At 67.6% G+C, this 23083-nt stretch carries 20 protein-coding genes and 3 pseudogenes; 8 read left to right on the top strand and 15 right to left on the bottom strand.

The genetic code is table 11. From position 1 onward, the window contains the following. Positions 1-26: 26 nt before the first annotated feature. Positions 27-1235, bottom strand: coding sequence for a cytochrome P450 (locus ACRXBZ_RS40905; RefSeq protein ID WP_433883649.1), 1209 nt, complete (start codon positions 1233-1235; stop codon positions 27-29). Continuing rightward, complete coding sequence (locus ACRXBZ_RS40910; RefSeq protein ID WP_433883650.1) at positions 1235-2341, bottom strand: type III polyketide synthase; 1107 nt, start codon at positions 2339-2341, stop codon at positions 1235-1237. Before ACRXBZ_RS40910 ends, ACRXBZ_RS40905 begins: the two co-directional genes overlap by 1 nt. 1387 nt (positions 2342-3728) lie before the next feature. On the opposite strand from ACRXBZ_RS40910, the gene ACRXBZ_RS40915 reads away from it, so the two are divergent. Together ACRXBZ_RS40915 and ACRXBZ_RS40920 are read left to right on the top strand one after the other, a co-directional pair. After that, positions 3729-4007: a hypothetical protein gene (locus tag ACRXBZ_RS40915; protein WP_433883651.1), complete on the top strand. Its 279-nt coding sequence runs from the start codon at positions 3729-3731 to the stop codon at positions 4005-4007. A gap of 311 nt (positions 4008-4318) precedes the next feature. Then, positions 4319-4435: pseudogene (locus ACRXBZ_RS40920) on the top strand (hypothetical protein); the annotation flags it as partial. A gap of 60 nt (positions 4436-4495) precedes the next feature. On the opposite strand, the gene ACRXBZ_RS40925 reads toward ACRXBZ_RS40920, so the two are convergent. Then, complete coding sequence (locus ACRXBZ_RS40925) at positions 4496-5461, bottom strand: leucine-rich repeat domain-containing protein (protein ID WP_433883652.1); 966 nt, start codon at positions 5459-5461, stop codon at positions 4496-4498. Continuing rightward, complete coding sequence (locus tag ACRXBZ_RS40930; protein ID WP_433883653.1) at positions 5458-8454, bottom strand: alpha-mannosidase; 2997 nt, start codon at positions 8452-8454, stop codon at positions 5458-5460. Before ACRXBZ_RS40930 ends, ACRXBZ_RS40925 begins: the two co-directional genes overlap by 4 nt. Before the next feature lie 177 nt (positions 8455-8631). Between ACRXBZ_RS40930 and ACRXBZ_RS40935 the strand changes: the two genes are divergently transcribed. Then, positions 8632-8892 (top strand): Prokaryotic metallothionein, encoded by a 261-nt coding sequence (locus ACRXBZ_RS40935; protein ID WP_433883654.1) that lies wholly within the window; start codon positions 8632-8634, stop codon positions 8890-8892. A gap of 1375 nt (positions 8893-10267) precedes the next feature. After that, on the top strand, positions 10268-11038 hold the full coding sequence (locus tag ACRXBZ_RS40940) for a putative protein N(5)-glutamine methyltransferase (RefSeq protein ID WP_433883655.1): 771 nt from the start codon (positions 10268-10270) through the stop codon (positions 11036-11038). 10 nt (positions 11039-11048) lie between these two features. On the opposite strand, the gene ACRXBZ_RS40945 is transcribed toward ACRXBZ_RS40940, so the two are convergent. Beyond that, a complete protein-coding gene (locus tag ACRXBZ_RS40945; protein ID WP_433883656.1) occupies positions 11049-11213 on the bottom strand; it encodes a hypothetical protein in 165 nt (54 codons plus the stop codon). A gap of 166 nt (positions 11214-11379) precedes the next feature. Between ACRXBZ_RS40945 and ACRXBZ_RS40950 the strand changes: the two genes are divergently transcribed. Then, positions 11380-12609, top strand: a complete 1230-nt coding sequence (locus tag ACRXBZ_RS40950; protein ID WP_433883657.1) for a DUF4241 domain-containing protein — start codon at positions 11380-11382, stop codon at positions 12607-12609. 61 nt (positions 12610-12670) lie between these two features. Here ACRXBZ_RS40950 and ACRXBZ_RS40955 read toward each other — a convergent pair whose 3' ends face one another. The 3 genes from ACRXBZ_RS40955 to ACRXBZ_RS40965 form a co-directional block, all read right to left on the bottom strand. Then, positions 12671-13180, bottom strand: a complete 510-nt coding sequence (locus ACRXBZ_RS40955) for a gamma carbonic anhydrase family protein (protein WP_433884122.1) — start codon at positions 13178-13180, stop codon at positions 12671-12673. A gap of 17 nt (positions 13181-13197) precedes the next feature. Continuing rightward, the gene (locus ACRXBZ_RS40960; protein ID WP_433883658.1) at positions 13198-13413 is read right to left on the bottom strand and encodes a GntR family transcriptional regulator; all 216 of its coding nucleotides are present in this window, start codon (positions 13411-13413) and stop codon (positions 13198-13200) included. A gap of 365 nt (positions 13414-13778) precedes the next feature. Further along, the gene (locus ACRXBZ_RS40965) at positions 13779-14432 is read right to left on the bottom strand and encodes a helix-turn-helix domain-containing protein (RefSeq protein WP_433883659.1); all 654 of its coding nucleotides are present in this window, start codon (positions 14430-14432) and stop codon (positions 13779-13781) included. A 110-nt stretch (positions 14433-14542) separates the two neighbouring features. Here ACRXBZ_RS40965 and ACRXBZ_RS40970 point away from each other — a divergent pair, with 110 nt between their 5' ends. After that, positions 14543-15712, top strand: a complete 1170-nt coding sequence (locus ACRXBZ_RS40970; RefSeq protein ID WP_433884123.1) for an NADH:flavin oxidoreductase/NADH oxidase — start codon at positions 14543-14545, stop codon at positions 15710-15712. An 80-nt stretch (positions 15713-15792) separates the two neighbouring features. Here the strand turns inward: ACRXBZ_RS40970 and ACRXBZ_RS40975 are convergent, their stop codons facing one another. Beyond that, positions 15793-17325 (bottom strand): DUF6924 domain-containing protein, encoded by a 1533-nt coding sequence (locus ACRXBZ_RS40975; RefSeq protein WP_433883660.1) that lies wholly within the window; start codon positions 17323-17325, stop codon positions 15793-15795. Between the two features lie 522 nt (positions 17326-17847). Between ACRXBZ_RS40975 and ACRXBZ_RS40980 the strand changes: the two are divergent. Then, positions 17848-18141, top strand: a pseudogene (locus tag ACRXBZ_RS40980) (alpha/beta fold hydrolase); the annotation flags it as partial. Between the two features lies 1 nt (position 18142). Here the strand turns inward: ACRXBZ_RS40980 and ACRXBZ_RS40985 are convergent. The 4 genes and pseudogenes from ACRXBZ_RS40985 to ACRXBZ_RS41000 all read right to left on the bottom strand — a co-directional run. Next, positions 18143-18280 (bottom strand): annotated as a pseudogene (locus tag ACRXBZ_RS40985) (IS982 family transposase); the annotation flags it as partial. Between the two features lie 362 nt (positions 18281-18642). Continuing rightward, the gene (locus ACRXBZ_RS40990; protein WP_433883661.1) at positions 18643-18801 is read right to left on the bottom strand and encodes a hypothetical protein; all 159 of its coding nucleotides are present in this window, start codon (positions 18799-18801) and stop codon (positions 18643-18645) included. A gap of 307 nt (positions 18802-19108) precedes the next feature. Then, positions 19109-19300 (bottom strand): hypothetical protein, encoded by a 192-nt coding sequence (locus ACRXBZ_RS40995; protein ID WP_433883662.1) that lies wholly within the window; start codon positions 19298-19300, stop codon positions 19109-19111. A 724-nt stretch (positions 19301-20024) separates the two neighbouring features. Further along, positions 20025-20171 (bottom strand): hypothetical protein, encoded by a 147-nt coding sequence (locus tag ACRXBZ_RS41000; RefSeq protein WP_433883663.1) that lies wholly within the window; start codon positions 20169-20171, stop codon positions 20025-20027. Positions 20172-20403: 232 nt separating this feature from the next. Between ACRXBZ_RS41000 and ACRXBZ_RS41005 the strand changes: the two genes are divergently transcribed. After that, on the top strand, positions 20404-21318 hold the full coding sequence (locus ACRXBZ_RS41005; protein WP_433883664.1) for an aminoglycoside phosphotransferase family protein: 915 nt from the start codon (positions 20404-20406) through the stop codon (positions 21316-21318). Positions 21319-21375: 57 nt separating this feature from the next. Here the strand turns inward: ACRXBZ_RS41005 and ACRXBZ_RS41010 are convergent, their stop codons facing one another. Beyond that, positions 21376-21921, bottom strand: coding sequence for a DUF1697 domain-containing protein (locus tag ACRXBZ_RS41010; protein WP_433883665.1), 546 nt, complete (start codon positions 21919-21921; stop codon positions 21376-21378). 379 nt (positions 21922-22300) lie between these two features. Continuing rightward, complete coding sequence (locus tag ACRXBZ_RS41015; RefSeq protein ID WP_433883666.1) at positions 22301-22762, bottom strand: STAS domain-containing protein; 462 nt, start codon at positions 22760-22762, stop codon at positions 22301-22303. Positions 22763-23083: the final 321 nt, after the last annotated feature.

The following is a 23083-nucleotide window of genomic DNA, read 5'->3' on the forward strand; positions in this document are numbered from 1 at the left end:
CACCACCTTCCCCGAACCAACAACGATCACCAGGACACCGGCAGATCAACCGGACCACGGATCATGACGTCCCGCCGCCACCGCACCTCATCCGGAGAAACCGCCAACCGAAGCCGGGGGAGACGATCCAACAACACCCCCAGCAGAACCTGCGCCTCCATCCGCGCCAACAACGGCCCCACGCAGTAATGCGGACCATGCCCGAAAGCCAGATGCGGAACCTCCGCACGATCCAGATCAACCCGCTCCGGATGCGGGAACACCTCCGCATCCCAATTCGCCGCCACATAAGAGATGTGCACGACATCCCCAGCCCGGATCCGAACACCCCGAATCACGACATCCTCGGTGGCAACCCGCGGCTGCCCCACACCGCGCTTATGCGGAACAAAGCGCAGCAGTTCCTCCACCGCATGCGGAATCAGCCCCGGCTCAGCCACCAACCGCTCCCACAAACCCCGCTCGGTCAACAGCACGTACAGCATGCTCGAACTGTTGTAGCGCACCGCATGCCACCCGTTCAGCGACACCAGCACAACCAACGCACCCAGTTCCTCATCACCGATCTCGCCACGATCACGGGCATCCGCCAGCACCGTCACCAGATCATCACGCGGCCACGCACGACGCCGCGCCACCAACTTCTGGAAGTACGCGTACAACTCCTCCTTGATCCGACCGTTGCGGGCAACCTCCGCCTCATCACGAGCCATGCTGAACAACGTCTCCGCGCACCACATCAACCAGGACCGGTCAGCCACCGGAATGCCCACCACCTCACCGATCATCGTCATCGGAAACGGCGCCACCACGTGCTCGACCAGGTCAGCAGGCCGCCCCGCAGCCACTAGCGCATCCACCCGCTCGGCCACCACCTGCTCGGCATGCACCCGCAACCGCTCGACGTTGCGCTGCGCGAACACCTTCGCCGCCACCCGCCGGATCCGCGCATGCTCAGGCGGATCCGAATAGCTCACCGCCCGATCCAACGGGATAACGTGCTTGGTCATCCGCGGAAACGGACGACCCGCGATCGCCGCCCGGCTGAACCTCGGATCCGAGGTGACGAACTTGACGTCCTCGTACCGCGTCACCAGCCACGCCTCGCCCTCACCGAAGCGCATCCGGATCCGGGCCACCGGCTCGTCCCGGAGGAACCCGGCCAGATCCGGGTCGAAACCCACCCCGGAAATGTTCGGCGGATCGTAGGACCGAAGAGGGCACCCATCCGACATCAACGACCTCCCAACGACGGGACGGACTCACTCCGAGGACGGACGAACGACACCTGCGGATCCGGCAACCAACTGCCGACCGCCATCTCCGCGCTGATACCAGGACCGAAACCCGCGATCAGCCCACGCGCCCGAGCAGTCAGCGAATCCTCGTCGAACATCCGCAACAACGCATCGAGCACGACACCGCTGGCGATGTTGCCGTACTCGGTGAGCGTCGCCCGGCTGAACCGGAACGCCACCGGCGGCACCCCCAGGAACTTCGTGAGGTCATCGAGGATCCGCGGCCCACCGGCGTGGACGATGTAGAAGTCCAGTCCAGCGACATCCCACCGATGACGATCCACCAATGCGCGCAGCGCGGGCGCCAGCGGCTCCATCGTCGTCGGCACCCGCTTGTCCAACCGGAAGTGGAAACCCGTGTCCTTGACCTGGTAGGAAATCCACTCCTCGGTGTCCGCGATGATCGCCGAGGCGTTGCGTTCCAGGAGAACCCCGCTACCACCGGCACCCCGCACAACAGCTGCGGCGACCGCATCACCGAACAGCCCGTTGGACAACAATGAACCGATGTCGTGGTCGTCGGGCTGATAGCACAGCGAGCAGAACTCACAAGCGATGATCAGGGCGTTCGAGTCGGGGTAGGCGGTGCAGAAGTCGTGAGCGCGGTTGATCGCCGCACCGCCCGCGGCGCACCCCAACTGGGCGATCGGCAACTGCCGGGTGTCGTGGCGGAACCCCATCGAGTTGATCAGCCACGACGTCAGCGACGGCATCATGAACCCGGTGCACGACACGTACACCAGCAGGTCGATGTCCTCCGCGCGCAACCCGGAGTTGGCCAGGGCCCGGGCCACGACGGCGGGCACGCGCTGCTTGGCGTGCTCCTCGTAGATCCTGTTGCGCGCCTCGAACCCCGGGTGCTGCAGCGTTTCGGAGATGGGGCGGATGAGGTGGCGCTTGCGGACCCCGGTGTTGCTGATCAACCGCAGGACCAGGGGGAGTTGTGGATGGTCGGCGTGGACACGTCGGGCGAGTTCGAGGGTTTCCTCCGCCGTGATGACGTGTTCGGGAACTGCAACCGCCGGTCTGCACAGGACTGCCACTAATGCCTCCAGAAGTACGAGCGCACAGGTCTTGCTGTCGTGGAGTGGAATGGGTTCGCCATTCATCATCCGGCGGGGGCTGCATCGCTGCGACCGCCCGGAGCACCGTTTCCCCCGGCATAACCACTGATGGAGGGATTTCAGCCTTGGAAGCAAGGGGAGTGGCGTCAGATCGGCGGCCGATCGCCGGGCGGCGATCGGCATGAACAACCCTTTGTGCAGACCCGCTGATCTCGACGCGCTGCTCGAACGGGTGCCGACGCAACACAACCATCAAGAGGACCGCCGGCGTCGGTCGCAGTGGTGCTCGTCGATGTTGCACGCCTTCACGGCCTCGACCCGACACCCATGGAGTGTCCGGCTGGAGGAGGGCTTCTGCCCGTTCCCAATCACTTAACATAATGTACATTATCGGCGTTTGATCGACCTGCGGCGACGGGCCCCAGAAGGGCCTTTGCTGCGCCTCGTCGGCTCTGGCCACCTCGCCGCATCGGACGTCGACTTGCGTGACTTCATGCTGGGCGCCGACAGGACCGGCCGGTGACGCATTCGGCGCCGGACGCGAACCCTGAAGCCGCGTCGCAATGAGTCAACACTCGTGGTGCTTCGTTCTCGCAGTCGTCGCGCGGATGGCCGAGCTCGACGAGCCAGCCGACGGCGCGGCATGACGACCAAGCTCTCATGCAGCCAAGCAGGCTTCCGCAACCTATTAACGTCACAGTGACAAAAATAGGCGGGTGAAAGAGCGCTCGTCTGCAACATCGATGGAGCCGACTCGGTCCATGATGATCCAAATGGTCTGTAGCAGACCGATCTTGATTCCCAGAACGCCCACGCCGTCGGGGCGACTTGGCGGCATGATCAACCGACAGGCGCGCGATGCGCCGTCACCGGAGAAGCTCGCTGTGCATGCATTTGTGACAGAAGTTGATCAAGATGGGCGGGCACCCTCCATCCCCTGTGAAGGCCCCTGGGTTCACTCCTGTAGGCCCTTCTCCATTTGATGGATAATCAACATTATCCATCAAATGGAGAATATTTCCGTTGCACTGTCCAATGAAACTGAAACCCGAAGGCTCCCTTCCTCGCGCCGCATGCGGTTTGGCGCGTTGGTTGTCCCTGACCGCGGCGGGGACTCCAGTCCCCTAGAGTCCCCCTCATGCCGTGCTGAGAGTGCTCCTCTTCCCCCGCAGCCCACCAGTCTGCGGTCCCCTGCCGGCGCGTGCCACCACCCCCTGGTTGCCGTTGGCGGCCTAGCCCCCACCTGATGGCACTGGCGCGTTTCGGCGGGTTTCGGGTCAGTAACCACCTTTTCGAACCATTGCACCAGCAAGGATGCGCGAGCTAGATCACGGTCCGCACCTTCCCGGCCAACCTGGAGTCGGTCGTGGTGTTCAACATGGTCGACGGGCCCACCACGAATCCTGCGGTGCGCAAGGCGGTTCGACTCGCCTACTACCAGGGTGCGCTGCGGGCTTTCCGCGGCGGCGCGGACACCGTTTCCACCGGGCCGTTGCCGAACACGATGTCGTGCCGCCTGAACCTGCCTCCAGCTCATCGCGATCTTGCGGAGGCGCCGGCGGATCCTGAACCAGGCAGGTATCGGCCGGCTGACGTTGACCACGAGGTGACGCTGTTGCAGTCCAACTTGGCCGCGATCGGGTGATGCTCAACCTCGAGCCGATCGCTTTCGCGGATTACCTGTGGGACCGGATCGGCACGACCGGCACGGTGGGCGGGCATCAGGGTCGCCAGCGGGCGCTGTAACCGGGGCGGTCGGAATAGGGCAGGCCGAGCAGGGCCCGGGTGGGGCAGCCGCGCTCGTCTTCCGGCGGTCGGTTGCGCCGGAGATCGCGTCGATTGGCCGGCGCGGGAACCCTGTTCGGCGGCGGTTGACGTGCTCGACAGCAAGCCGGGAAGATCATCGTGCACCACATGGCGACGACACGTCGCAGGTAGCGCTCGCGCGCGGCGCAGGTGCTGTTGACCTCCTGCGGCCGTTACGTGGCCGCAGATGCGCGTTGCGGGGACCGGATGGGCACTGTGGTGCGGGAATTCCAGGCCTCGGACGGACTGGAAACCAAGGGTGTGGTGGACCCTGCCTTGATGCCCAGCTCCCGGGCGACCTGCGCGATCGGCTTAGGCCGCGGCGTTTCAGAGCAGGACCGCGCATCCCCGGTGGCGCAGTTCGTGGAGCCAGCCGGGGCGCTGGTCGAGTTTTGTCCAGCGCAGGTCGAGTTTGGTCAGCCGGGGCAGGGCCGCGAGGCTTTCGGGTAGTTCGCGAAGTGCGGTGGCGCGCAGGTCGAGGTGGGTCAGTTCGGTCAGCGCGCCGATGGATTCCGGCAGGCGCTGCAGTGGGTTGTTGCGCAGTTCCAGGTGTTGCAACTGGCGCAGACCGGGCAGGGAGTCCGGCAGCGCGGTGATCCGGTTGTTGCGTGCGTGCAGTTCTCGCAGCCGGCGCAAACCGCCCAGCGTGGACGGCAGTTCGGTCAGCGCGTTGTTGTAGAGCCGCAGTTCGCGCAGGTTTTTCATGCCGCTCAGGGATGCGGGCAGTTCGGTGAGCTGGTTGTCGGAGAGGTTGAGGTAGTCCAGGGCTTGCAGGTCGCCGAGTGCGGCGGGAACGTGACGCAGCTGGTTATTGCTGAGGTAGAGGTAATCGCTGAGCTGCGGTAGGTCGCCGACGGCGGCGGGGATTTCTTTCAGCTGGTTGTGGCCGAGGTCGAGCATCCGCAGCTGCGACAGCGCCCGGATGGTTTCGGGGATTTCCACCAGGTTGTTCTCGGCGAGGTTGAGGGCGTGCAGGGTCGTGGTCTGCCACAGGGCGTCGGGTAGTGCGGTCAGGTGGTTGCGGCCGACGCTGAGATGCCGCAGTGCGGGGCCGAATTCACCGGGCAGGCTGGTGAGGTCGTTGTCGTAGAGCAGCAGGGTGTGCAGCTGCGGCAGCGTCGCGACCGATGCGGGTAGGCGGCGGATGGTGTTGCCGTCGAGGTCGACGTGCCGCAGCTGCCGCATGCGTGCGATCGCGCCGGGGACCGCGGTCAGCCCAGCACCAGCAGCCAGTACCGCGACTGGTTGGCCGTCTTCGCGGCGGACCGCGTCGTCGGGGAGTTGTGTGGTCATTGGGTGGGGCGGGCGAAGCGCAGGGTGCGGATCTCGAAGGGACGCAGCCGCAGGTCCAATGCTTGGGGGTTGGCATCCGGTTCGGCCAGGGGACGTTCGAGCAGGTCGGTGCGGGTCACCGAGGTGGCTGGGAAGGAGATGGTCAACCGTGCCCGGGCCCGGCCGCCCCGTGACTCGTAAAGTCGCACCACGAGGTCGCCGCTGCGGTCGTCGGCGAGTTTGACCGCTTCGACGACCACCGCGTCGTTGTCCACGGCCATCAGCGGCTCCACTGGGTGGGAGCCGCTGATGGTGCGTTCGGGCAGGTTGATGCGGTAGCCCTCGCGGATGGCTTCGCCGATGTCGGCGCCGGCGACCAGGGCGTAGCGCAGCCGGTGGTGGCCGTGGTCGGTGTCGGGGTCTGGGAAGCGGGGCGCGCGCAGCAGCGACAGCCGTACGGTGGTGGTCGTGCCGCCGTCGGGGTGGGTGTCGCGGGTGACGTCGTGGCCGTAGGTGGAGTCGTTGACCAGGGCGTGGCCGTAGCCGGGTTCGGCGACGTGCAGGAAGCGGTGTGCGCAGATCTCGAACTTGGCCGCGTCCCACGAGGTGTTGGTGTGGGTCGGGCGCATGACGTGCCCGAACTGGGTTTCTGCGGCGGAGCGGTCGGCGTGCACGTCCAGCGGGAAGGCGGCCTTGAGTAGCTTCTCGGTTTCGTGCCAGTCGATGTCGGTGTCGATGTCGACGCGGCGGGAGTTTGCGGCGAGGCTGATGTGCTGGACCAGTGCGGACTTGCCGAAGCTGCGGCGAACTCGGATGGTGTCGCCGGCGAGGTCGAGCTCGTCGAGGTCGGTGAGGTCGCGGGTGTGGTGGCGGTAGAACGCGTCGAGGTCCCAGGCGTCCCAGGCGTTGGGGTGGTCGGCGTGCAGTTGCAGCAGGTTCGCCGGGCCGGCCAGTGCTTCGCGTTCGGCGGCGTGGTCGTAGACCGAGGTCAGCAGCCCGTGGTGGTCGATGGTGACGCGTAGCAGCCCGTTGTCGAGGGTGATGGCGCCGTCGGGGTGGCGGGTGGCGGTGGGTGCCGCGGTGTTGGTGTTGGTGGCGGCGCCCAGCGCGGGGACGCCGTGGCGGGTGTGCGGGGCGGCGTTGAAGGTCAGCGGCCGGGTGGGTTCGCCGGCGAGGGCTTGCAGCGCACCGTCGATGATCGTTTCGAGTTCGGTGGCGATGCGGGCGTAGGTGGCCTCGGCTTCGCGGTGCACCCAGGCGATCGAGGAGCCCGGCAGGATGTCGTGGAACTGGTGCAGCAGCACCTGCTTCCACAGCCGGTCCAGGGCCTCGTGTGGGTAGTCGCGGCCGGTGGTGACGGTGGCGGTGGTGCACCACAGCTCGGCTTCGCGCAGCAGGTGTTCGCTGTGGCGGTTGCCCTGCTTGGTCTTGGCCTGCGAGGTGTAGGTGCCGCGATGCATCTCCAGGTACAGTTCGCCGGACCACACCGCGGGGCGGGCGTGGTCGGTTTCTGCGTCGGTGAAGAACTCCTCGGGGGTGTCCAGGCGTACTCGCGGGGAGCCTTCCAGGTCGGCGGTGCGGTAGGCGCGGGCGAGCATTTCGCGGGTGGGTCCTCCCCCGCCGTCGCCGTGTCCGAAGGGCAGCAGGGAGCGGGTGGCGTAGCCGCGTTCGGAGAAGTTGGCTGCGGCGTGGGCGAGTTCGCCGCCGGTGATCTCGGAGTTGTAGGTGTCGGCGGGCGGGAAGTGGGTGAACACCCGGGTGCCGTCGATGCCTTCCCACCAGAATGTGTGGTGGGGGAACTTGTTGGTCTGGTTCCAGGAGATCTTCTGGGTCAGGAACCACCGCGAGCCCGACTGTGCGACCAGTTGCGGGAGGGCGGCGCTGTAGCCGAAGGAGTCCGGCAGCCACACCTCGCGGGTCTCGATGCCGAACTCGTCGAGGTAGAAGCGTTTGCCGTGGACGAACTGGCGGGCCATGGCCTCGCCGCCGGGCATGTTGGTGTCGGCTTCCACCCACATCCCGCCGACCGGCACGAACTGCCCGGTGTCGGCGAAGGTGCGGACGCGGTCGAACAACTGCGGGTGGTGCTGCTTGATCCAGGCCAGCTGCTGGGCCTGCGACATTGCGAAGTGGAAGTCGGGGTGTTCGGCCATCAGGGCAGTGACGTTGGAGGTGGTGCGGGCGACCTTGCGGATGGTTTCGCGCAGCGGCCACAGCCAGGCGGAGTCGATGTGGGCGTGGCCGACGGCGGAGATCACGTGCGCGCTGGCGTGGGCGGGCCGGGCCAGGGTGTCGGCGAGTTCGGCGCGGGCGGCGGGCGCGGTGGCGGAGATGTCGTGCAGGTCGAGGCGGTCGAGCATGCGTTCTAGGGCGCGCAGGATCTCGTGGCGGCGTGGGGAGTCCACCGGCAGTTGCCGCATCAGCTGGTCGAGGACCTCGGTGTCCTGGACCAGCTGCCACACCGGTTCGTCGAGCACGGCGAGTTCGGCGCGGCGCAGCCGGTACAGCGGCGGGGTCTTGGTGGTGGGTTGGCCGCCGAGTTCGGTGGGCTGGAATCCGTTGGGCCCGAGGATGATGGGGTTGGCGGCGGCCTCGACGTACCAGGTGCGTTCGCGTCCGGCGGAGTTCCGCCCGGCGGGCAGGTGGGTGTTGCGGGGGTGCAGTCCCTTGATCGGGGTGCCGTCGGGGCTGTAGGCGAGGCCTTCGCATTGGAAGCCGGGGCGGTCGTCGTCGAAACCGAGGTCGACGACAGCTTCGACGACGCGGCCGTCCCACTGCGGCGGCACGGTCGCGGTCAGCCGGAACCAGCTGGTGCCCCACGCCGGTCCCCAGGCCTCGCCGATGGCGGCGGGCGCGTAATCGGCGTGCAGTGCCTCCGCGACCGGCACCGGTTCGCCGGGCGCGTGCCAGACGGCGACCTCGCAGGGCAGTGTTTCGGAGTAGTAGGCAGGGCGTAGGCGTTCGGCCAGTACCCGGTCGAGGCGCTGTTCGACGATGTGGCGGTCGTCGTGCATGTGCTCCCCCGATTTCCTTCGGCGTGGTCGTGATCATGCTGGCACATCACGGCGGTCGGCGGGTGGCTGTGGCGCGGGCGGTGACCGGAATCCTCCGGCGGCGCGGTTGCTGACCCATAAGTAGGGCCGCATGCTGCGGGTGTCCACTCCCCTTCTTTTCCGCAGAAAGGCGACACCATGGGGACCTGCGAAGTCTGCGGCAACGAATACTGGATGACCTTCGAAGTGCACACTGTCGGCGGCGGAGTGCACACCTTCGACTGCTTCGAATGCGCCACGCAGCGGCTCGCACCGCAGTGCGAGCACTGCGGGACCCGGATTCTGGGGCATGGCGTGGAAGCCAGCGGCCGGTTCTTCTGCTGCGCGCACTGCGCACGCCAGTCGGACCTGGCCCTGGCCGGGGAACTGCGGGATACCGTTGGCGCTCACCCGGGCTGATGGTCCGTCCGGGGGATGCGCGCCAGCGTCCGCGAAAGACCCTCGGGCTTGCCCCTGTCGGCGGATGAGCACCCCATCCGAATCGTCGTTACCAATACGTTATGAATTGCCAGAAACGCGGGAACTACCTGCGACGACATGGCGGGTGAGACGGCTTCGTCCCGCCCGGTTCGCGCCGGTTGTCGTGAACGGGATTTAACAACGGGATGAAGGACCGTCGACTCATCCCTCGTAGTTAGTGGAGGACGCCCCGATGGCAGGTCTGGTTCGCTGGCTGGGCGGCATGGCGCGTGAGATGCAGCGGGCCCGCATGGTGATGCGGAACCCTGCGTCGAGCAGCCACGCCCGGCGCTGACCTTCGTCAGTACGCAACCCTGCCCGGCCGCTCGGCCGGGCGCGGTCGAGGCATCAGTCCGGCGGCCACGCGCCGCGACGCAACACCGGGGCAACCAACAACCGGGCGACTGATGCCAGAACCTGCTGGAGACACTGGTGCCGTGGCAGGCCTGCCACGGCACCAGTGCGTTTTCCCGGCCACCGTGGCGGCCGCATCGACTTCGGCGGCCGCACCCACTGGATGACCGCCGGGATGTGCGCCCTGCTCCCGCGCGGTGTCACCCACGCCATGCGCAACCTCTCCGGAGGAGCCGGTCCACGCGCTAGCGCCAGCGCATCGGCGACACCAGCGCGGGCGGCGGGGAGCAGCGGCGGGTTCTACTAGGTCCTGGAGGCCGGTCAGGCGCGGCCGGGTCGGCTGGGGGTTCCGCCGGCCTAAAGGCGCGCGGCAGCGACGCGGGCGGCGCGTTCTCGCTGCTGGAAATCGTCGTCGCCCAGGAGATCCCCCGGCACGTCCACCACGAAGCCGACGAGTGCATCCATGGCTTGAACGAGCGCTCACCGTCGAGTTCGGCGGGCGGAGCCACACCGCGACACGGGGCCGGTTCGTGCTGCTGCCGCACGGTGTTGCGCATGCCCTGCGGCCTGGATCCACACCGCCGCCGCGCGTGCTGCAGATTTCCTCGCCCGGCGGGTGGGACAGCTTCGCCGAGGACCTGATCGAGGACCGGGCTCAGGTGAGTGCCGCCGGCCGGCTGGACCCGCCTAGCTCGGCATCATCGCCGCGAAGTACCGCTTCACCTCCGAGCAGTGATGCGCGGTTCGTCCGGTGTGGACGGCGGTCCGGGTCCCGCTGGTGCGGCCGCCCGAGCCCGGGCCGGTGGCGCTGATGTAGTGTTCCCGAGCCGTGCGCGACCGAGGAGGTGGGCCCCATTACCGTTGTTGCAGGTCGGGCGCTTCCCTCCCGCGGCCGTGATCCGCGTCGGTGAGAGCGCTCGTCGGATCGAAAGGCGTCCCGATTTCTGCTTTACCGTCGTCGTTGTCGTATCCGGCCGTCGTGACCAGCCTGCGTGCCGTTGGTTGCGTGTTCGCTGAGGACGAGGCGCGGTTGCTGCTGTCTGCCGCCGCCGGCCCGGGTGAGCTGGCCGAGATGCTGCAGCGTCGTGTCGATGGTGTGCCGCTGGAGCAGGTGCTGGGCTGGGCGGAGTTCTGTGGTCTGCACATCGCCGTAACGCCCGGGGTGTTCGTGCCTCGCCGCCGCACCGAGTTCCTCGTCCGGCAGGCCGCTGCGCTGGCCCGTCCGCACTCGGTCGTGGTCGACCTGTGCTGCGGCTCAGGTGCGGTTGGCGCCGCCCTGGCCGCCGGGCAGCAGGTGGAGTTGTACGCCGCCGACGTCGATCCCGTTGCGGTGCGCTGCGCGCGCCGCAACCTCGCCGGTGCGGGTGAGGTATTCGAAGGTGACCTCTACACGCCTCTTCCGGTGGCGTTGCGGGGCCGCGTCGGGGTCCTGGTGGTCAACGCCCCCTACGTGCCTTCCGGCGAGGTCGATCTGATGCCACCGGAAGCGAGGCTGCATGAACCGCAGGTGGCGCTGGACGGCGGTGCCGATGGGCTGGACGTCCAACGCCGGGTGGTGACCGCGGCGCCGCGGTGGCTCGCGCCGGGCGGGCACCTGCTGATCGAGACCAGCCGCCGCCAGGCACCGCACACCGCGGAGCTCTTCTCCTACGCCGGGCTGGTACCGCGGGTGGCCAGTTGTGCGGAACTGGATGCCACGGTCGTGGTGGGGGCCAGACCCGCGACGCCGTAGCGCTTTCCCGCTACCGGCCTGGTTGTCGGCCGGGCAGCTCCCCACCGGCGGCGGTCTCGAAGCGGCGAAGGGACGTGTTCGTCAGCGCGAGCACCACGATGCCGACGACGCAGAGCACTCCGCCGGAGAGGGCCGCGAACGCCGCCGATGCCGCCGGATGCCGTTGCCGTGTCACACCGCTGCCCTTCCGGACCGTCCGCTCGGGTCTGCCGGGACATTCATCGGTGGATGGTGGCGAGCCAGGAATAGGTCGGCGGCTACGGTTGCCTCACCCGGTGTTGCCAAGGGGCATCCGTCTCCGGCAACCGGGGTTAGTGAAGGAAACCCCCGAAGGAGCGCTTGTGCCAGTGCCCGCCCCCGACTTCGAACGGCTCTTCGCTGCTGGAACGCGTCACACGCTGTCCCGCGGCGATGTCGCCACCGTCCGGCTGCGGCAGGACACCTCGCTCTGGCTGCCATCGGGGCGGGTTGTCGCCGGCGAGCCGTTCGGGTTTGACGATTCCGATGATGGGTTCGTCCAGCAGGTGCCGCCCGGCCAGTACCCGCTGGTGCTGGTGATCGCCATGTTCGCCAAGCGGGGCTACCTGCCTGCGCACGAGATGATCGCGGCGGCCCGGCTGGTGATCCGGGACGAGCCCGTCGTCTCATGGGAGATGGCCGTGTGCGAAGGCCAGGACGTCTCCGAACTGGGCGACGACGAGTTCTTCGGCTACCCGGTCGACGGCGGCACCGGCGGCTTCGCCGACGCGGCGAACATCGCGCCGCTGCGCGAGGACCACGACGACTACTACGACCGGTTGATGGCGGCTCGCAACGTCACGGGGTCCGACGACACCGCGCCCGGGACGCTGACTGATGACGAGGGCAGGCCGCTGCTGGTGGCGTTCTCTTGCGGCGACGGGGACGGGGACTACCCGACCTGGGTCGGACGTACCGCCGACGGTGAGGTGGCCTGCTACCTCACCGACTTCTTCGTCCTGACCGACGATGAGGACGGCGAGGACAAGGGAGACGATGAGCCACTCTCAGCTGATGGGGCGGGCGACGCGCTGAGCGAGGTGGCGCAGGGCCACGAGATGCGGGCCGGGCAGACGCTGCGCCAGCAAGCGCTCACCTCCCTATCCGGCACCTGCACGCTCGTCCACCAAAACGATGGAAACCTCGTGCTTTACAACAACGAGGGCCGGGGAGCAGTGTGGTCCAGCTGCACTCAAGGGCACGGGCCCGCCCGTTGCGTGCTGCAGGCCGACGGCGACTTTGTCATCTACGACGGCCAGGCCCGTGTCGTATGGTCCACCGACACGGCGGGCAACCCAGGCAGTGTGCTTGCCGTACGCGACGACGGCCTCGAACTGCGCGCCCCCGACGGCACCGTGCTCTGGAGCGTGCGGACCGCCCTCGGCACACCGGCCGCGCCACCGCGCCCGGAGAGTGCGCCCGTGGCACGACCGCTGTCTCCGGGGCAGCACCTGACCTCGGGTCACACCCTCTCCCGTCGGCTCCTCGAGAAGTCCCCGCTCGAGAAGTCCCCGGTGAAGCCGGCTATTGCCGCCGACGGGGCCGACGCCTAACCGGAAAGGGCAAGCGCGGCCTGCGCGGGTGATCGGAACTCCAGTGGCCCGCTTGGCGATGTCAGCTCAGGGCTTCGCGGTGTTTGGCGGCCAGGGCGATGTAGTGCTCGGCGGAGAGCTTCAGACCGGCCTGCTCCTCGTCGGTCAGTTCGCGGCGGACCTTGCCTGGGGTGCCGGCGACCATCGAGCCCGGCGGGATCCCGGTGCCCTCCAGCACCACCGCACCGGCGGCGATGAGGGAACCGGCGCCGATGCGTGCTCCGTTGAGCACGACCGCGCCCATCCCGATCAGGCAGTTGTCCTCGACGGTGCAGCCGTGCAGCACGGCTTTGTGGCCGACGGTGACGCCAGCGCGGATCTCGGCCGGGAAGCCGGGGTCGGCGTGCACGACGCAGCCGTCCTGGATGTTGCTGCCGGTGCCGACGCTGATGTTCTCCTGATCGCCGCGCAGCACGGCGTTGTACCAGACGCTGGCACCGGCGGAAAGCCGCACGCGGCCGATGAGCGCGGCGCCGGGCGCGACGAAGGCATTCGCGTCGACCTGCGGCGTGATCCCGTCGATGGTCAACATGACCGGGAGCCCTGAACTCACTTGTCCTCCTGTTTTTCGCCGTGCGTATCCCGTTGCCGCCGCAGCCACTGCAGCCGCACCAGGCCTTCGCGTTCCAGCACCCGCAGCGCTTCCCGCAGCGGCGGCCGGCTGATCCCCAGCTCGTGGGTCAGCCGGTTCTCCACGACGCGCTGCCCGCACAGCAGGTCGCCGCCGATGATCATGCGGCGCGGCGTCGCGGCCGCCAGTTCCACCAGGCCGGCGGGCCGACGATACTCGGGGCCCGGCGGGTGGCGGGGCTGTCTTCAACTGATCCGGTCACGACCAGCAGTCTCTCCTTCCAGGGCCCGGTGCCGGAACGGTTTTGCTTCAGCGGCCGGGCGCTGGCCCGCTTGGCACAACCTCGATGGACGAGCTTGTCGGCTTCCTCCTGTCTGCTGTCGTGCGGCTGAACCGCAACAAGCGGTCGGTGGCGCTGGATTTGAAGACCCCGAGGCAAGCCGCTGCTGGAGTTCTTGTTGGGCACCACCGATGTGCTGGTGGAAAACCTGCGGCCGGGTGCGCTGACCGGGCTGGGCTTCGGCTATCCGGCCGCGACGTGGTCGCGTCGACTGAACGTTCAGAACGAGGGCGGTGAGTTGACGCAGATCACGGTCGCCGGAACGTCGCCGATGTTCTTCCACCAGTGCGGGAGCGATGACTGGAACGTGACGGTGTCACCCGGCTCGAGAACGTGCGACGCGTGGGCGACGTGTACCTCGAACCTGCCGGTGAGGACGTGCACGGTGTCCTCGCCCTTGTGTTGGAACGGCCGGGCACTGCCCTCGAAGCCCACGGGTATCTCGCAATACAGCATCGCCAGGCCGCGCTGCAGATCGGGGGAGAGCAGCTCGTAGACGAGGCCCTCGAAGGGAATCACTAGTCGCTTGCGGTCGTCGGGTCGCACGACGGCGCACTGGTCCGGGCGCAATTCACTGTGTTCGGCCTCGCCGCCGTCGTGGCCCGCCGACGGCACCTGGTGAAACAGGTCGCTGAGCCTGATGCCGAGCGCGGCGGCGATCTTCTGCAAGGTGAGCAGTGACGGGTTGCCACTGCCGCGTTCGAACTTGCTGAGCAGGCCCTCGCTGATGCCCGACTGCGCGGCGAACGCCTTCAGCGACAGCCCGCGGTCGCGCCGCGCATCGCGCAGTAGCTGGCCCAGCACCGCGGCGTCGGCCAGTGCAAGTTCCGCCTCGCGGCTATTCGGGACGGACGTCGATGTCGTCGGACTCAAGAGACACCCTTCAGGGTCGGCAGCATCAGTATGTTGCGGAATCATTCACTATAGTGCACGCTTTCCTCGGCCGAGTCTCAACTGTCGTGATGGAGTCCCCCTTGAGTGTGATGGATGGTCGATCGTTGCTCTTCAGCCCGTTCACACTGCGCGGCGTGACGTTCCCGAATCGGATAGTCATCGCCCCGATGCAGATGTACAAGACAGGTCCCGACGGCCTGGCGACCGACTGGCATTTCCAGCACCTGGCAAAGTACGCGATCGGCGGCGCGGGAACCGTCATGACGGAGGGGCTCATCGTCGATCCCATCGGGCGGAACACTTACGGAGACTGCGGCATCTGGTCCGACGACCACGTCCCGCCGTTGCGGCGGATCGCCGACTTCCTGCACCAGCAAGGGACGGTGGCCGCAGCGCAGCTGCACCATGCGGGTCCGAAGTCTGCGCGCCAGCGCCCATGGGAGGGGCTCGGCCCGTTGGGCGAAGCGGAAGCGGCACGGGGTGAGCCGCCGTGGCAGCCGGTAAGCTCGAGCGATAGTCGCACCATCGAAGGCTGGCACCAGCCGCGGGCCATGACGGTCGCCGAGATCAGGGAGCTGGTGACCAAGTACGCGGACGCCGCCCAGCGGGTCGACGCGGCCGGCTTCGACGTGCTGGACATCCACGCGGCGCACGGGTACCTCATCCACTCCTTCCTCTCCCCCGTGGCGAACCACAGGACTGACGAATACGGCGGTGACCGCGACGGGCGGATGCGGCTGGCGCTTGAGATCGCCGAAACCGTACGGTCGGTGTGGCCGACCGAGAAGCCGATCTTCTTCCGGATCTCCTGCGTGGACTGGCGGAGCGACCTCGACGACAGGAACGACGGCTGGAGCATCGACGACAGCTGCGTCCTCGCACGCGAGTTGCACAGCCGCGGGATCGACCTGATCGACTGCTCGTCCGGCGGCATCCGAGCGGAGAACTCGCTGCTGGATTTCGCGAAGAAGAGGAAGAAGATGCGACGCGGCCACCAGGTGCCGTATGCGGAGACGATCAGGAACGCGACCGGTATCCCGACGATGGCGGTCGGCGTCATCCTCGACGGTCCGCAGGCCGAGGCCATCCTGGAAGCCGACCAGTCCGACCTGGTCGCCATCGGCCGCGAGGCGCTCACCGATCCGCACTGGGCCGTGCACGCGGCGCAGGCGCTCGGTGTCGACCCTGGGTGGGGGATGTGGCCGCCGTCTTACGGGTGGTGGTTGCATCTGCGCGAGCGCACCGGCGTCGCTGACTGAGCTCACCGAGTGAGCTCAGTCAGCGAGCTCAGATCGCACCGCCTATCCGCGGTTCAAGCGGGTGGTGTTTGTCCGTGAACTTAGTCCGCGGTGGAGGTTCGGAGCACTCCGTCGGGGTCGGCGGAGCGGCTGAAGTCTTCCCAACCCATGTTGGCGATCGAGAGTTGGATTTCAACGTCCAGCAGGGCATGCGGAGTGGCTCGGAAGGATCGCGGCTGGTTGCGTTCTGGGTCGATCTCCACGACGAGGACGGGATGCTCTGGGGAGGCGAGTGTGACCGCATCCACGGTTAGGAGCCGCTCGTGCTTGGTGTGTGACAGCAGGGTGGCGAGCTCTTCACCCGTCCAGCCTTCGAACTCGGGTATGGCAACCAGAGTGGCGTCGAGGACGACGTCGTCATCCCAGTATTCGCGGGGCGTGGTGAGGTCGCGCCAGGCGGTGTCCCAGGCGTGGTCGTCAGAGAAGTCGGTGCGCACGATCGGGGTGGCGTCTGCATTGAGCAGTGGCTTTAGGGCGGCGGGTGTGACCGTGCGTGGGGAGGCGGTCATGACTTCGTCGCCATGGTCGATCACGTGCTGGCCTTCGCGCCACAACACGGTGCCGTCAAAGGCACAGAGCCGGACTTCGCCGCCAGGTACCACGATGAGGTGGTCTCCCGGACCGGCCAGTTGTTCGACAACGCTGCCGTCGTCCGCCCGGACCTGAAGGAATCCTTCGTTGTCGAGGGTCAGGCTGGCGTCTGCGGCGCGGGAGTTGGGCGCATACCACAGTTGTATTCCGTCGGCGCGGATCAGTCTCGTTCCTTCACCGTTGCCTTCACCGGCTCGGTGGTACAGGACGGTGCCACCGTCGGCGGAGGTTAGGGATTGGTTGCGGAGTGTCTGTCCGCGTCGGAGAACGGCGCCGCGCGGCGGACTGTGCCCGGCTGCTGTGCAGGGCGCGTGGTGGTGAATCCGCCAGACGGCTGTTCCTGCGGCGTCCAGAAGGGCAAGGCTGCCGTCGTCGCGGACGGCGAGCCGCTCCACGCCCATATCGGCGGTACCTGACTGCCAGACCGGCGCGCCGCACGAGGTGCGCAGTACAAGGTCGCCACGCAGGGTCAGGTCGACCCAACTGTCGTCGAGCCAGCTCGTGTCGGTCGCCCAAACCGGGGTGTGGGTGGCGTTGCAGTAGAGCACCAGGTTTCCGTCGTCGTGGTGCAGCAGCGTGTGTGAGCCGGATGGGGAGGTCAGGGACTGAAGACGCAGACGCGACCCCAAGCCCATGACAGGTCCGCCGTAGTCGTATGACACAGCCGGTGGGGGCGCCACGGTCGTGCTGGCCGAGCTCTCGCGCCACAGCATGTTCCCGGCCTCGTCGACCAAGCAGAGATGAAGGGCCGTGCCCTGTTTCGTCGGAACTCGCTGCCAGGTCAGCACCGTGTTGTCCTGCTGCAGCCACCGTGCCAGCGGTGGACTGAGGAAGAAATGCCCCCACGAGGTGCTGACACGAAGCGTACCATCCGGTTCACGTATGACAGTGTCGGTCTCCGCGCCCTTGGAGCGGTTGCGGTACAGGTAGCGTTTGATGGTGATGTCGGCGGCCGGCGCGGAGCCCTTGAACGCCGGCTGCATATTCGATGATTCCTGCACGGTCCCTCTCATCAACTACGACAACCGGCGACGGGTCCCCGCCGACACACGGTGAGACGACCATAGTTACCTTTCAATCACGCCTCGCCGCATCCAGCGACAACTGGTCAGACAGACCCACGCAGATGCCCGGGAGGGCACCGGTGTGACGCGTGCCCACTCTCATAAATGATCAGTTGTGACAGTTCTGCGATCCGAGCCGAAGATCCGCAGGTCGCGATTCGCACAACACCTCGCATAACTGCCTCCTCTGGTTTTGACAGAGTTCTGCATGACTGGCGGCATGCAACTCGGACCCGACGACGCTGCGGCCGCAGTCGAACGCCACCTCTGCCCGCAGTGCGACGTTCCCGCCGGTAGCGCCTGCCGTATCGGATGGTTGGGTGTGCGTGGTGCAGGACCGAGGTCCGTGAGTGTTTTTCGGTGCTATGGCGCCCAAAATCACTCACGGCCAGGTGGCGGCCTTCGCCGCGGCGGCGCGTGGGGTCGGTAGCGGAAAGTCCGGCCGCCGACGTCCTGGCCCTGCTGGACCGGTTGGAGCTGCCGCAGGTCGTCCTGGGCGGATGCTCGATGGGCGGCTCCGTCGCGATGGCGGTGCCGCAGGCCGCGCCGCAACGGGTCGCGGGTCTGCTTCTCGTCGACACCAGGGCTGTCGCCGACAACGACGAGCAGCGTGCCCACCGCCTCACGGTCGCGGATCGAGCGGAACGCGAGGGCACCGCGCGCTGGCTCGCGGAGAGCACCCTGCCGAACCTGCTGGGAAGCACGACGCACGAACCACGGCCAGAGGTCGTCTCGCGCCGGTTGTGCAGTTGTGCCAGATGGCGGCGGTCATGGCCAGCAGGCGTTGGGCGATGCGGGTGAACACGCCTTCTGGGGTGCGTCCACTGTGTTGTTCGAGGCCGAGTGGGGCTTTGAGAGTCTGGTTGACCGACGTCAGCATCCGGCTCGGCGAACCACCCACACCGGTCCCAGAGCCCTTCGCCGGCCTGCTACAACAGCACATCCAGCAGCGGCTCAATCTCACGACCGCTACCAATCTCGACGCAAGCTGGCTGTTCCCAGGCGGCGCGGCAGCCAACCGAGGTCAACTTCGGACCGTTCGACCTGCTCGGGTTGCAGCTTTCGCCCCGCATCCGGGATCTGGGCAAGATCATGCTGTAGAGGGGGGCCGCCGGGATACGGGAGAAACCTGCCAAGCGGTCAGGTAGGTCCTGGTCAGGCGTCGTTGTCGGCGAGGGCGCGGTAGAGCGAGGCGACTGAGGGGTGTTGGCCGGCGTTCTTGCCGGTCTTCATGGTTTAGGCCACTCGGGGTTCCGGTGGCCGGCCTGTGGACTGGGACACCGACAGGTTGATGTCCCGGTCGACCAGCAACGGCACGAGGTCGGAGATGGTGAATATGCCAGGCGCGGCCATGACCTCACGCAGCCGCCACTGACAGCTGACCTCGCGTTTCATCGGCTCCTCCGGGTTGGTTCGTCGAGGCGGTAGCGAGATCGTCCGACACCACCGCCGGTCCTTCCGGCGAGTTGCTGTCTCAGAACCAAGGTTCCGAGACAGCAACGGGTGAAACCCTACGGGTCCCATATGCCCGTTTCACCGCGCATAACTCGTGTGTCGCACGGTGTGACTGACCGGGGAGGAAGTGCTCGGCTGAAGCGGTTCAGGCGATAGGCTTCTCGCACACGTAATACTGGAACACGTGATCCAGCCGGGGTCGTACGTGACGATGCCGGAGCGGGCGCGGAAGCCGGGGCCCAGTCGGTCACTCGCGGATGTGTGACTCGCCGAGGTTGAGGAAGTCCGCCCGCTCCGGGGACACAAACCAGCCCTCCTCCGGGCTACCGGTCTCCCTGCCCGGTTCCTCGTGCTTCGGGAAGGGGTGGACGAGCTCGGTCGTCGGGGTGATCGCCGCGAACGCGGCACCACGGGCAGAATGTCCAGCGGGTCGAAGCACACTCGCAAACCCATGGCGGAGGTACGCAGACCGGTCAACGTACCGACGACGTTGTGCCAGCGAATTCGGCTGCAGAACAAGCCCCGCATGCCGTGGTCGACGACGTAATCGGACACCGTCTTGAAGCCGACGTACCAGCGTCCGTCCAGCTGGAAGCAGAAAATCCGCTCCGGGGAGCCCGTCAACTCCTCGTCCCAGCAGTGCCCTGTCGTCCGCCGCCAGCGAAAGAAGTCGCCCGCGATCAGGTCTGCCCGTAAGGCCAACTCGTGCTCGACTGCCGCTGCCCCGCGCCTGGCGTTGCGATAGTTCCGCAAAACCTGACCACCAGGTCGTGTCAGCGGTCAGCGGTGCATGGCAGTCGAAGCCAGCGACGTGGGCCGCCCGCATCACCCGCGGCAGCAGGGACGTATGGGACTCGCTTTGGCGAGGTCACCAATTTCCCACTCCCAACACGCGTTACATGTCGCCGGGGCTGGACTCGTTGCCGGACTGCCACGACACCGTGGCCGACGGAGAGCAAGCACCGTGAGCACGCATGAACCATCGACAGCCGTGACCATCAGTTGCAGCGACGAACAGGCGCCGTGCACCCGCTGCGGCGTGCCGACCCCGCAGCACGTAACGCTGGTCGATGCGGCCGGGACGATCCAGGCATGCCGACCGATGTGCCCGACGTGCCACCATCACACTCGATACCGGCGGTGACCCCGCCACACGGCCGGATTCACGGGAACACCGGTATACGGTGCTGCTTGATGAACCATGCGAAAGACTCTGGCGGCCATCCGCTGAAAACAACGCGGTCATTCCCGGCCAGCCAGGCACGTAGGATCTCCCGCGCCTCGATCACATCAACCTCCTGGTACGCCATCCCACTGGACCTCCAAGCCGATCGACTTGGCTTGATCCAATGTGGACATTCAAAGGATCTCCCGGCACGACACGCCAGGTGGCCCCATTGCGTGGCGCATGGGAGACGATCGCCTGGGCGTTGGGCGGCCGGCCCGGCGCGCGGCTGGCAAGAGGCTTGGCGGTGCCGACCAGCCGGTGGATGCTGCTGCGACTGTTACGAGCTGCATCCCTGACGAAGGAGTGGTTCTGCGATGTCTCCTGCTGTGGTGGTTCCGGCCGAGTTGGCGGCCACCCATCGCAAGTTCTTCGGTGCTTCCCCGTGGATCGACGAGCTTCCCGAACTGGCCGAGAAGCAGCTTGCGGCGTGGCGGCTGTGCCCAGATGGCGCCGCCCGGCACGGCATGGTGGCGCTGGTGCTGCCCGTCGTGCGCGACGACGGCAGCGCTGCGGTGCTGAAGTTGCAGCCGGTCACCACCGACACCGCCGGGGAGCCGGTGGGGTTGCGGGTGTGGGACGGGCGGGGTGCGGTGCGGTTGCTGGAGCACGACCCGGTCTCGGGCAGCATGCTGCTGGAGCGGCTCGCGACGCGTTCTTTGTCCAGTGTGGACGATGATGTGGCGGCGGCGCGGGTCCTGGCCGGGCTGCTCGCACGGTTGAGCTCGGTGCCCGCTCCTGCTGGGCTGCGGAAACTGTCCGATGTGGCAGCCGGGATGCTCACCGGCGTTCCGGGCGCGTGCGCGCGGCTGGCCGATCCGGCGCAGCGACGGCTGCTGGAGCATTGTGCGGGCGTGGTCGCGGAGTTGCGCGGCGAGGCGGGTGACCGGCTGCTGCACTGGGATCTGCATTACGACAACGTGCTGGCGGGGCAGCGGGAACCGTGGTTGGCCATCGACCCGCAGCCGCTGGCCGGTGATCCCGGTTTCGAGCTGATGCCGGCGTTGCACAACCGCTGGGACGAGGTGGTGGCCTCTGGCGATGTGGCAGGGGCGGTGCGGCGCCGGTTCGAGGCGATGGTAGAGGTGCTGGGCCTGGACCGGCAGCGCTCAGCGGGCTGGACTCTGGGGCGGGTGCTGCAGAACTGCCTGTGGGACGTCGCCGACGGCGATGCCGGGCTGAGCGAGGTACAGGTCGCCGTGGCGGAAGCCCTGATCGCGTGGGGGCCGTAAGCGGGTCAGCGCCGGTTCACCGGGCCGGTGGCCTAGGGCAGGCCGCCGAGAGCTTGGTCATGATCGCTGCTGGGCGAGGTCGGCCAGTGCGGTGACGGTCTTCCAGTTGCGGGCGGTGATGGCGACCCCGAGCCGCTTTTCCAGGTAGGCGGCGGTGGTTTTGCAGCGGCCCGCCCCGGCCGGGTAGTGCAAGTACAGCTGCCGCCCGGTCAGCTGGAGTTCTTCGGGCGAGCCTTCAGGCACGCTCAGCTGCGCGGCGCGGTCGGCGTCGGGTTCGGTGGCCAGGAATGCCACATGCAGTCTGGCGTGGTCGCTTTGCCGGTCCTGGAACGGGTGGTGCGCAGCGATGCCGATGATCTCGGTGCCGGTGCGCACCATGACCGGGGTGTCCACGCCTAGTTCGTCGGCCAGCCGTTTGCCCAGGTCCGCGGCCAGTGCCTCGGGGTCGTCGTGTTCGGAGGTGAAGACCACGTTGCCGCTTTGCAGGTAGGTTGCCACGTCGCCGTGTCCTGCGGCGACGACGAGGGCGCGCAGGTCGGCCATGGCGAGGCGGCCGTGGCTACCGAGGTTGACCGCGCGCAGCAGCGCGACGTACGTGCTCATGGCGGAAATCCTGCCATCCTCCGGCGGAGCGCGGTGCCCCGCTCCCAGTCCTGGGGGCGCAGCAGGCCAGGGCCTGCCCTACGCGGGGCTGACCCGCCCGCTGACCCTGGCCACCATGCGGGTTCGCCAGCAACGCCGACACCGCGCGCCGCCTGGCCGCGCCGCTGATCGTCGGTGAGTTCGGCCTGGACGCCACCAAGCCGGGCGCTGGACTACGTCGACGACGTGCTCGCCGAAGCCGACCATACGAGCGCGAGCTGATGGTACTGGTCCAATGACCCGGGCAGCTGGAGCCCGTACGCCGCCGACGGCGGGTGGGCGTCGCTGGCCGATCACCTCGCCCACGGCACCGGCGGCTGAGCAGGGCGGAGCCCGGGGGTCACAAGCGCGCTTCGGCGACGGCTTGGACGGCGGATTCCCGGCACACGAACCGTTCGCGCAGCCGGGTGATCGTCAACAGCCGCAGCATCGCTCCGTGACCGGGGACCACGAACAGCTTGGTGCTGCGGTGGTCGGCGCGGCGCTGCGTATGCAGCAGTAGTTCGATGGCGGCGCTGCTGGCGAAGGACACCTCCGAGAGGTCCAGGACGATGGCCTGCAGGGCCGCGGCGGTCAGGCGCTGGCGGATCAGCTCGGTGAGTCTGGGCACCGTGGCCAGGTCTATCTCGCCACCGATGCGGACCACCACCACACCCGAGGCGGGCCATTCCACGGCCAGCCGCAACGCGGAAGCGCAAGTCGCGTGAGCGGCGACGGGATCCTCGGCGGTGTGTGGCGCGACGATCGCGTGGCCGCCGCGAGCCCACGCGGCCGGTGGCATGCCGGATCTGGAGACGATCACGCTACCTCCCCTGGTTGCGTATCGACGGTTCGGTTGGCCACGGGCCCGGGAACTCGCCGCTGCGCTCAACGCAAGAGGTACGCCGTGGCGGCTGCTCAACCGCACCTCCCACCGTAAGAGCCACCGGCCGAGCCAACAAGGCTCGCCACGTTCGTGTGGTATTTGGTCTCGATCAGGTGGCAGTGAGGTGGTGGCGCGCCGGGGATCTGCCTAGTTGGGCGACGATCCACCGTCCCTCAACGGGGCGTGTTGTAGCGCAGAGTGACAGCACTGTGGAGGTGGCAAAACCCGGGAACAACAGCGCCCCAGCCAGCCGATCCC

The sequence above is a fragment of the Saccharopolyspora hattusasensis genome (genome assembly GCF_050972075.1).
Lineage (GTDB): Bacteria > Actinomycetota > Actinomycetes > Mycobacteriales > Pseudonocardiaceae > Saccharopolyspora > Saccharopolyspora hattusasensis.

Coding starts and splice junctions, on each gene's coding strand:
- ACRXBZ_RS40970 (WP_433884123.1), top strand. CDS start 14,543: ATGGATGGTCGATCGTTGCTCTTCAGCCCGTTCACACTGCGCGGCGTG.
- ACRXBZ_RS41000 (WP_433883663.1), bottom strand. CDS start 20,171: ATGGCGTACCAGGAGGTTGATGTGATCGAGGCGCGGGAGATCCTACGT.
- ACRXBZ_RS40975 (WP_433883660.1), bottom strand. CDS start 17,325: ATGCAGCCGGCGTTCAAGGGCTCCGCGCCGGCCGCCGACATCACCATC.
- ACRXBZ_RS40955 (WP_433884122.1), bottom strand. CDS start 13,180: ATGTTGACCATCGACGGGATCACGCCGCAGGTCGACGCGAATGCCTTC.
- ACRXBZ_RS41010 (WP_433883665.1), bottom strand. CDS start 21,921: ATGAGCACGTACGTCGCGCTGCTGCGCGCGGTCAACCTCGGTAGCCAC.
- ACRXBZ_RS40925 (WP_433883652.1), bottom strand. CDS start 5,461: ATGACCACACAACTCCCCGACGACGCGGTCCGCCGCGAAGACGGCCAA.
- ACRXBZ_RS40935 (WP_433883654.1), top strand. CDS start 8,632: ATGGGGACCTGCGAAGTCTGCGGCAACGAATACTGGATGACCTTCGAA.
- ACRXBZ_RS40990 (WP_433883661.1), bottom strand. CDS start 18,801: ATGAAACGCGAGGTCAGCTGTCAGTGGCGGCTGCGTGAGGTCATGGCC.
- ACRXBZ_RS40930 (WP_433883653.1), bottom strand. CDS start 8,454: ATGCACGACGACCGCCACATCGTCGAACAGCGCCTCGACCGGGTACTG.
- ACRXBZ_RS41005 (WP_433883664.1), top strand. CDS start 20,404: ATGTCTCCTGCTGTGGTGGTTCCGGCCGAGTTGGCGGCCACCCATCGC.
- ACRXBZ_RS40905 (WP_433883649.1), bottom strand. CDS start 1,235: ATGTCGGATGGGTGCCCTCTTCGGTCCTACGATCCGCCGAACATTTCC.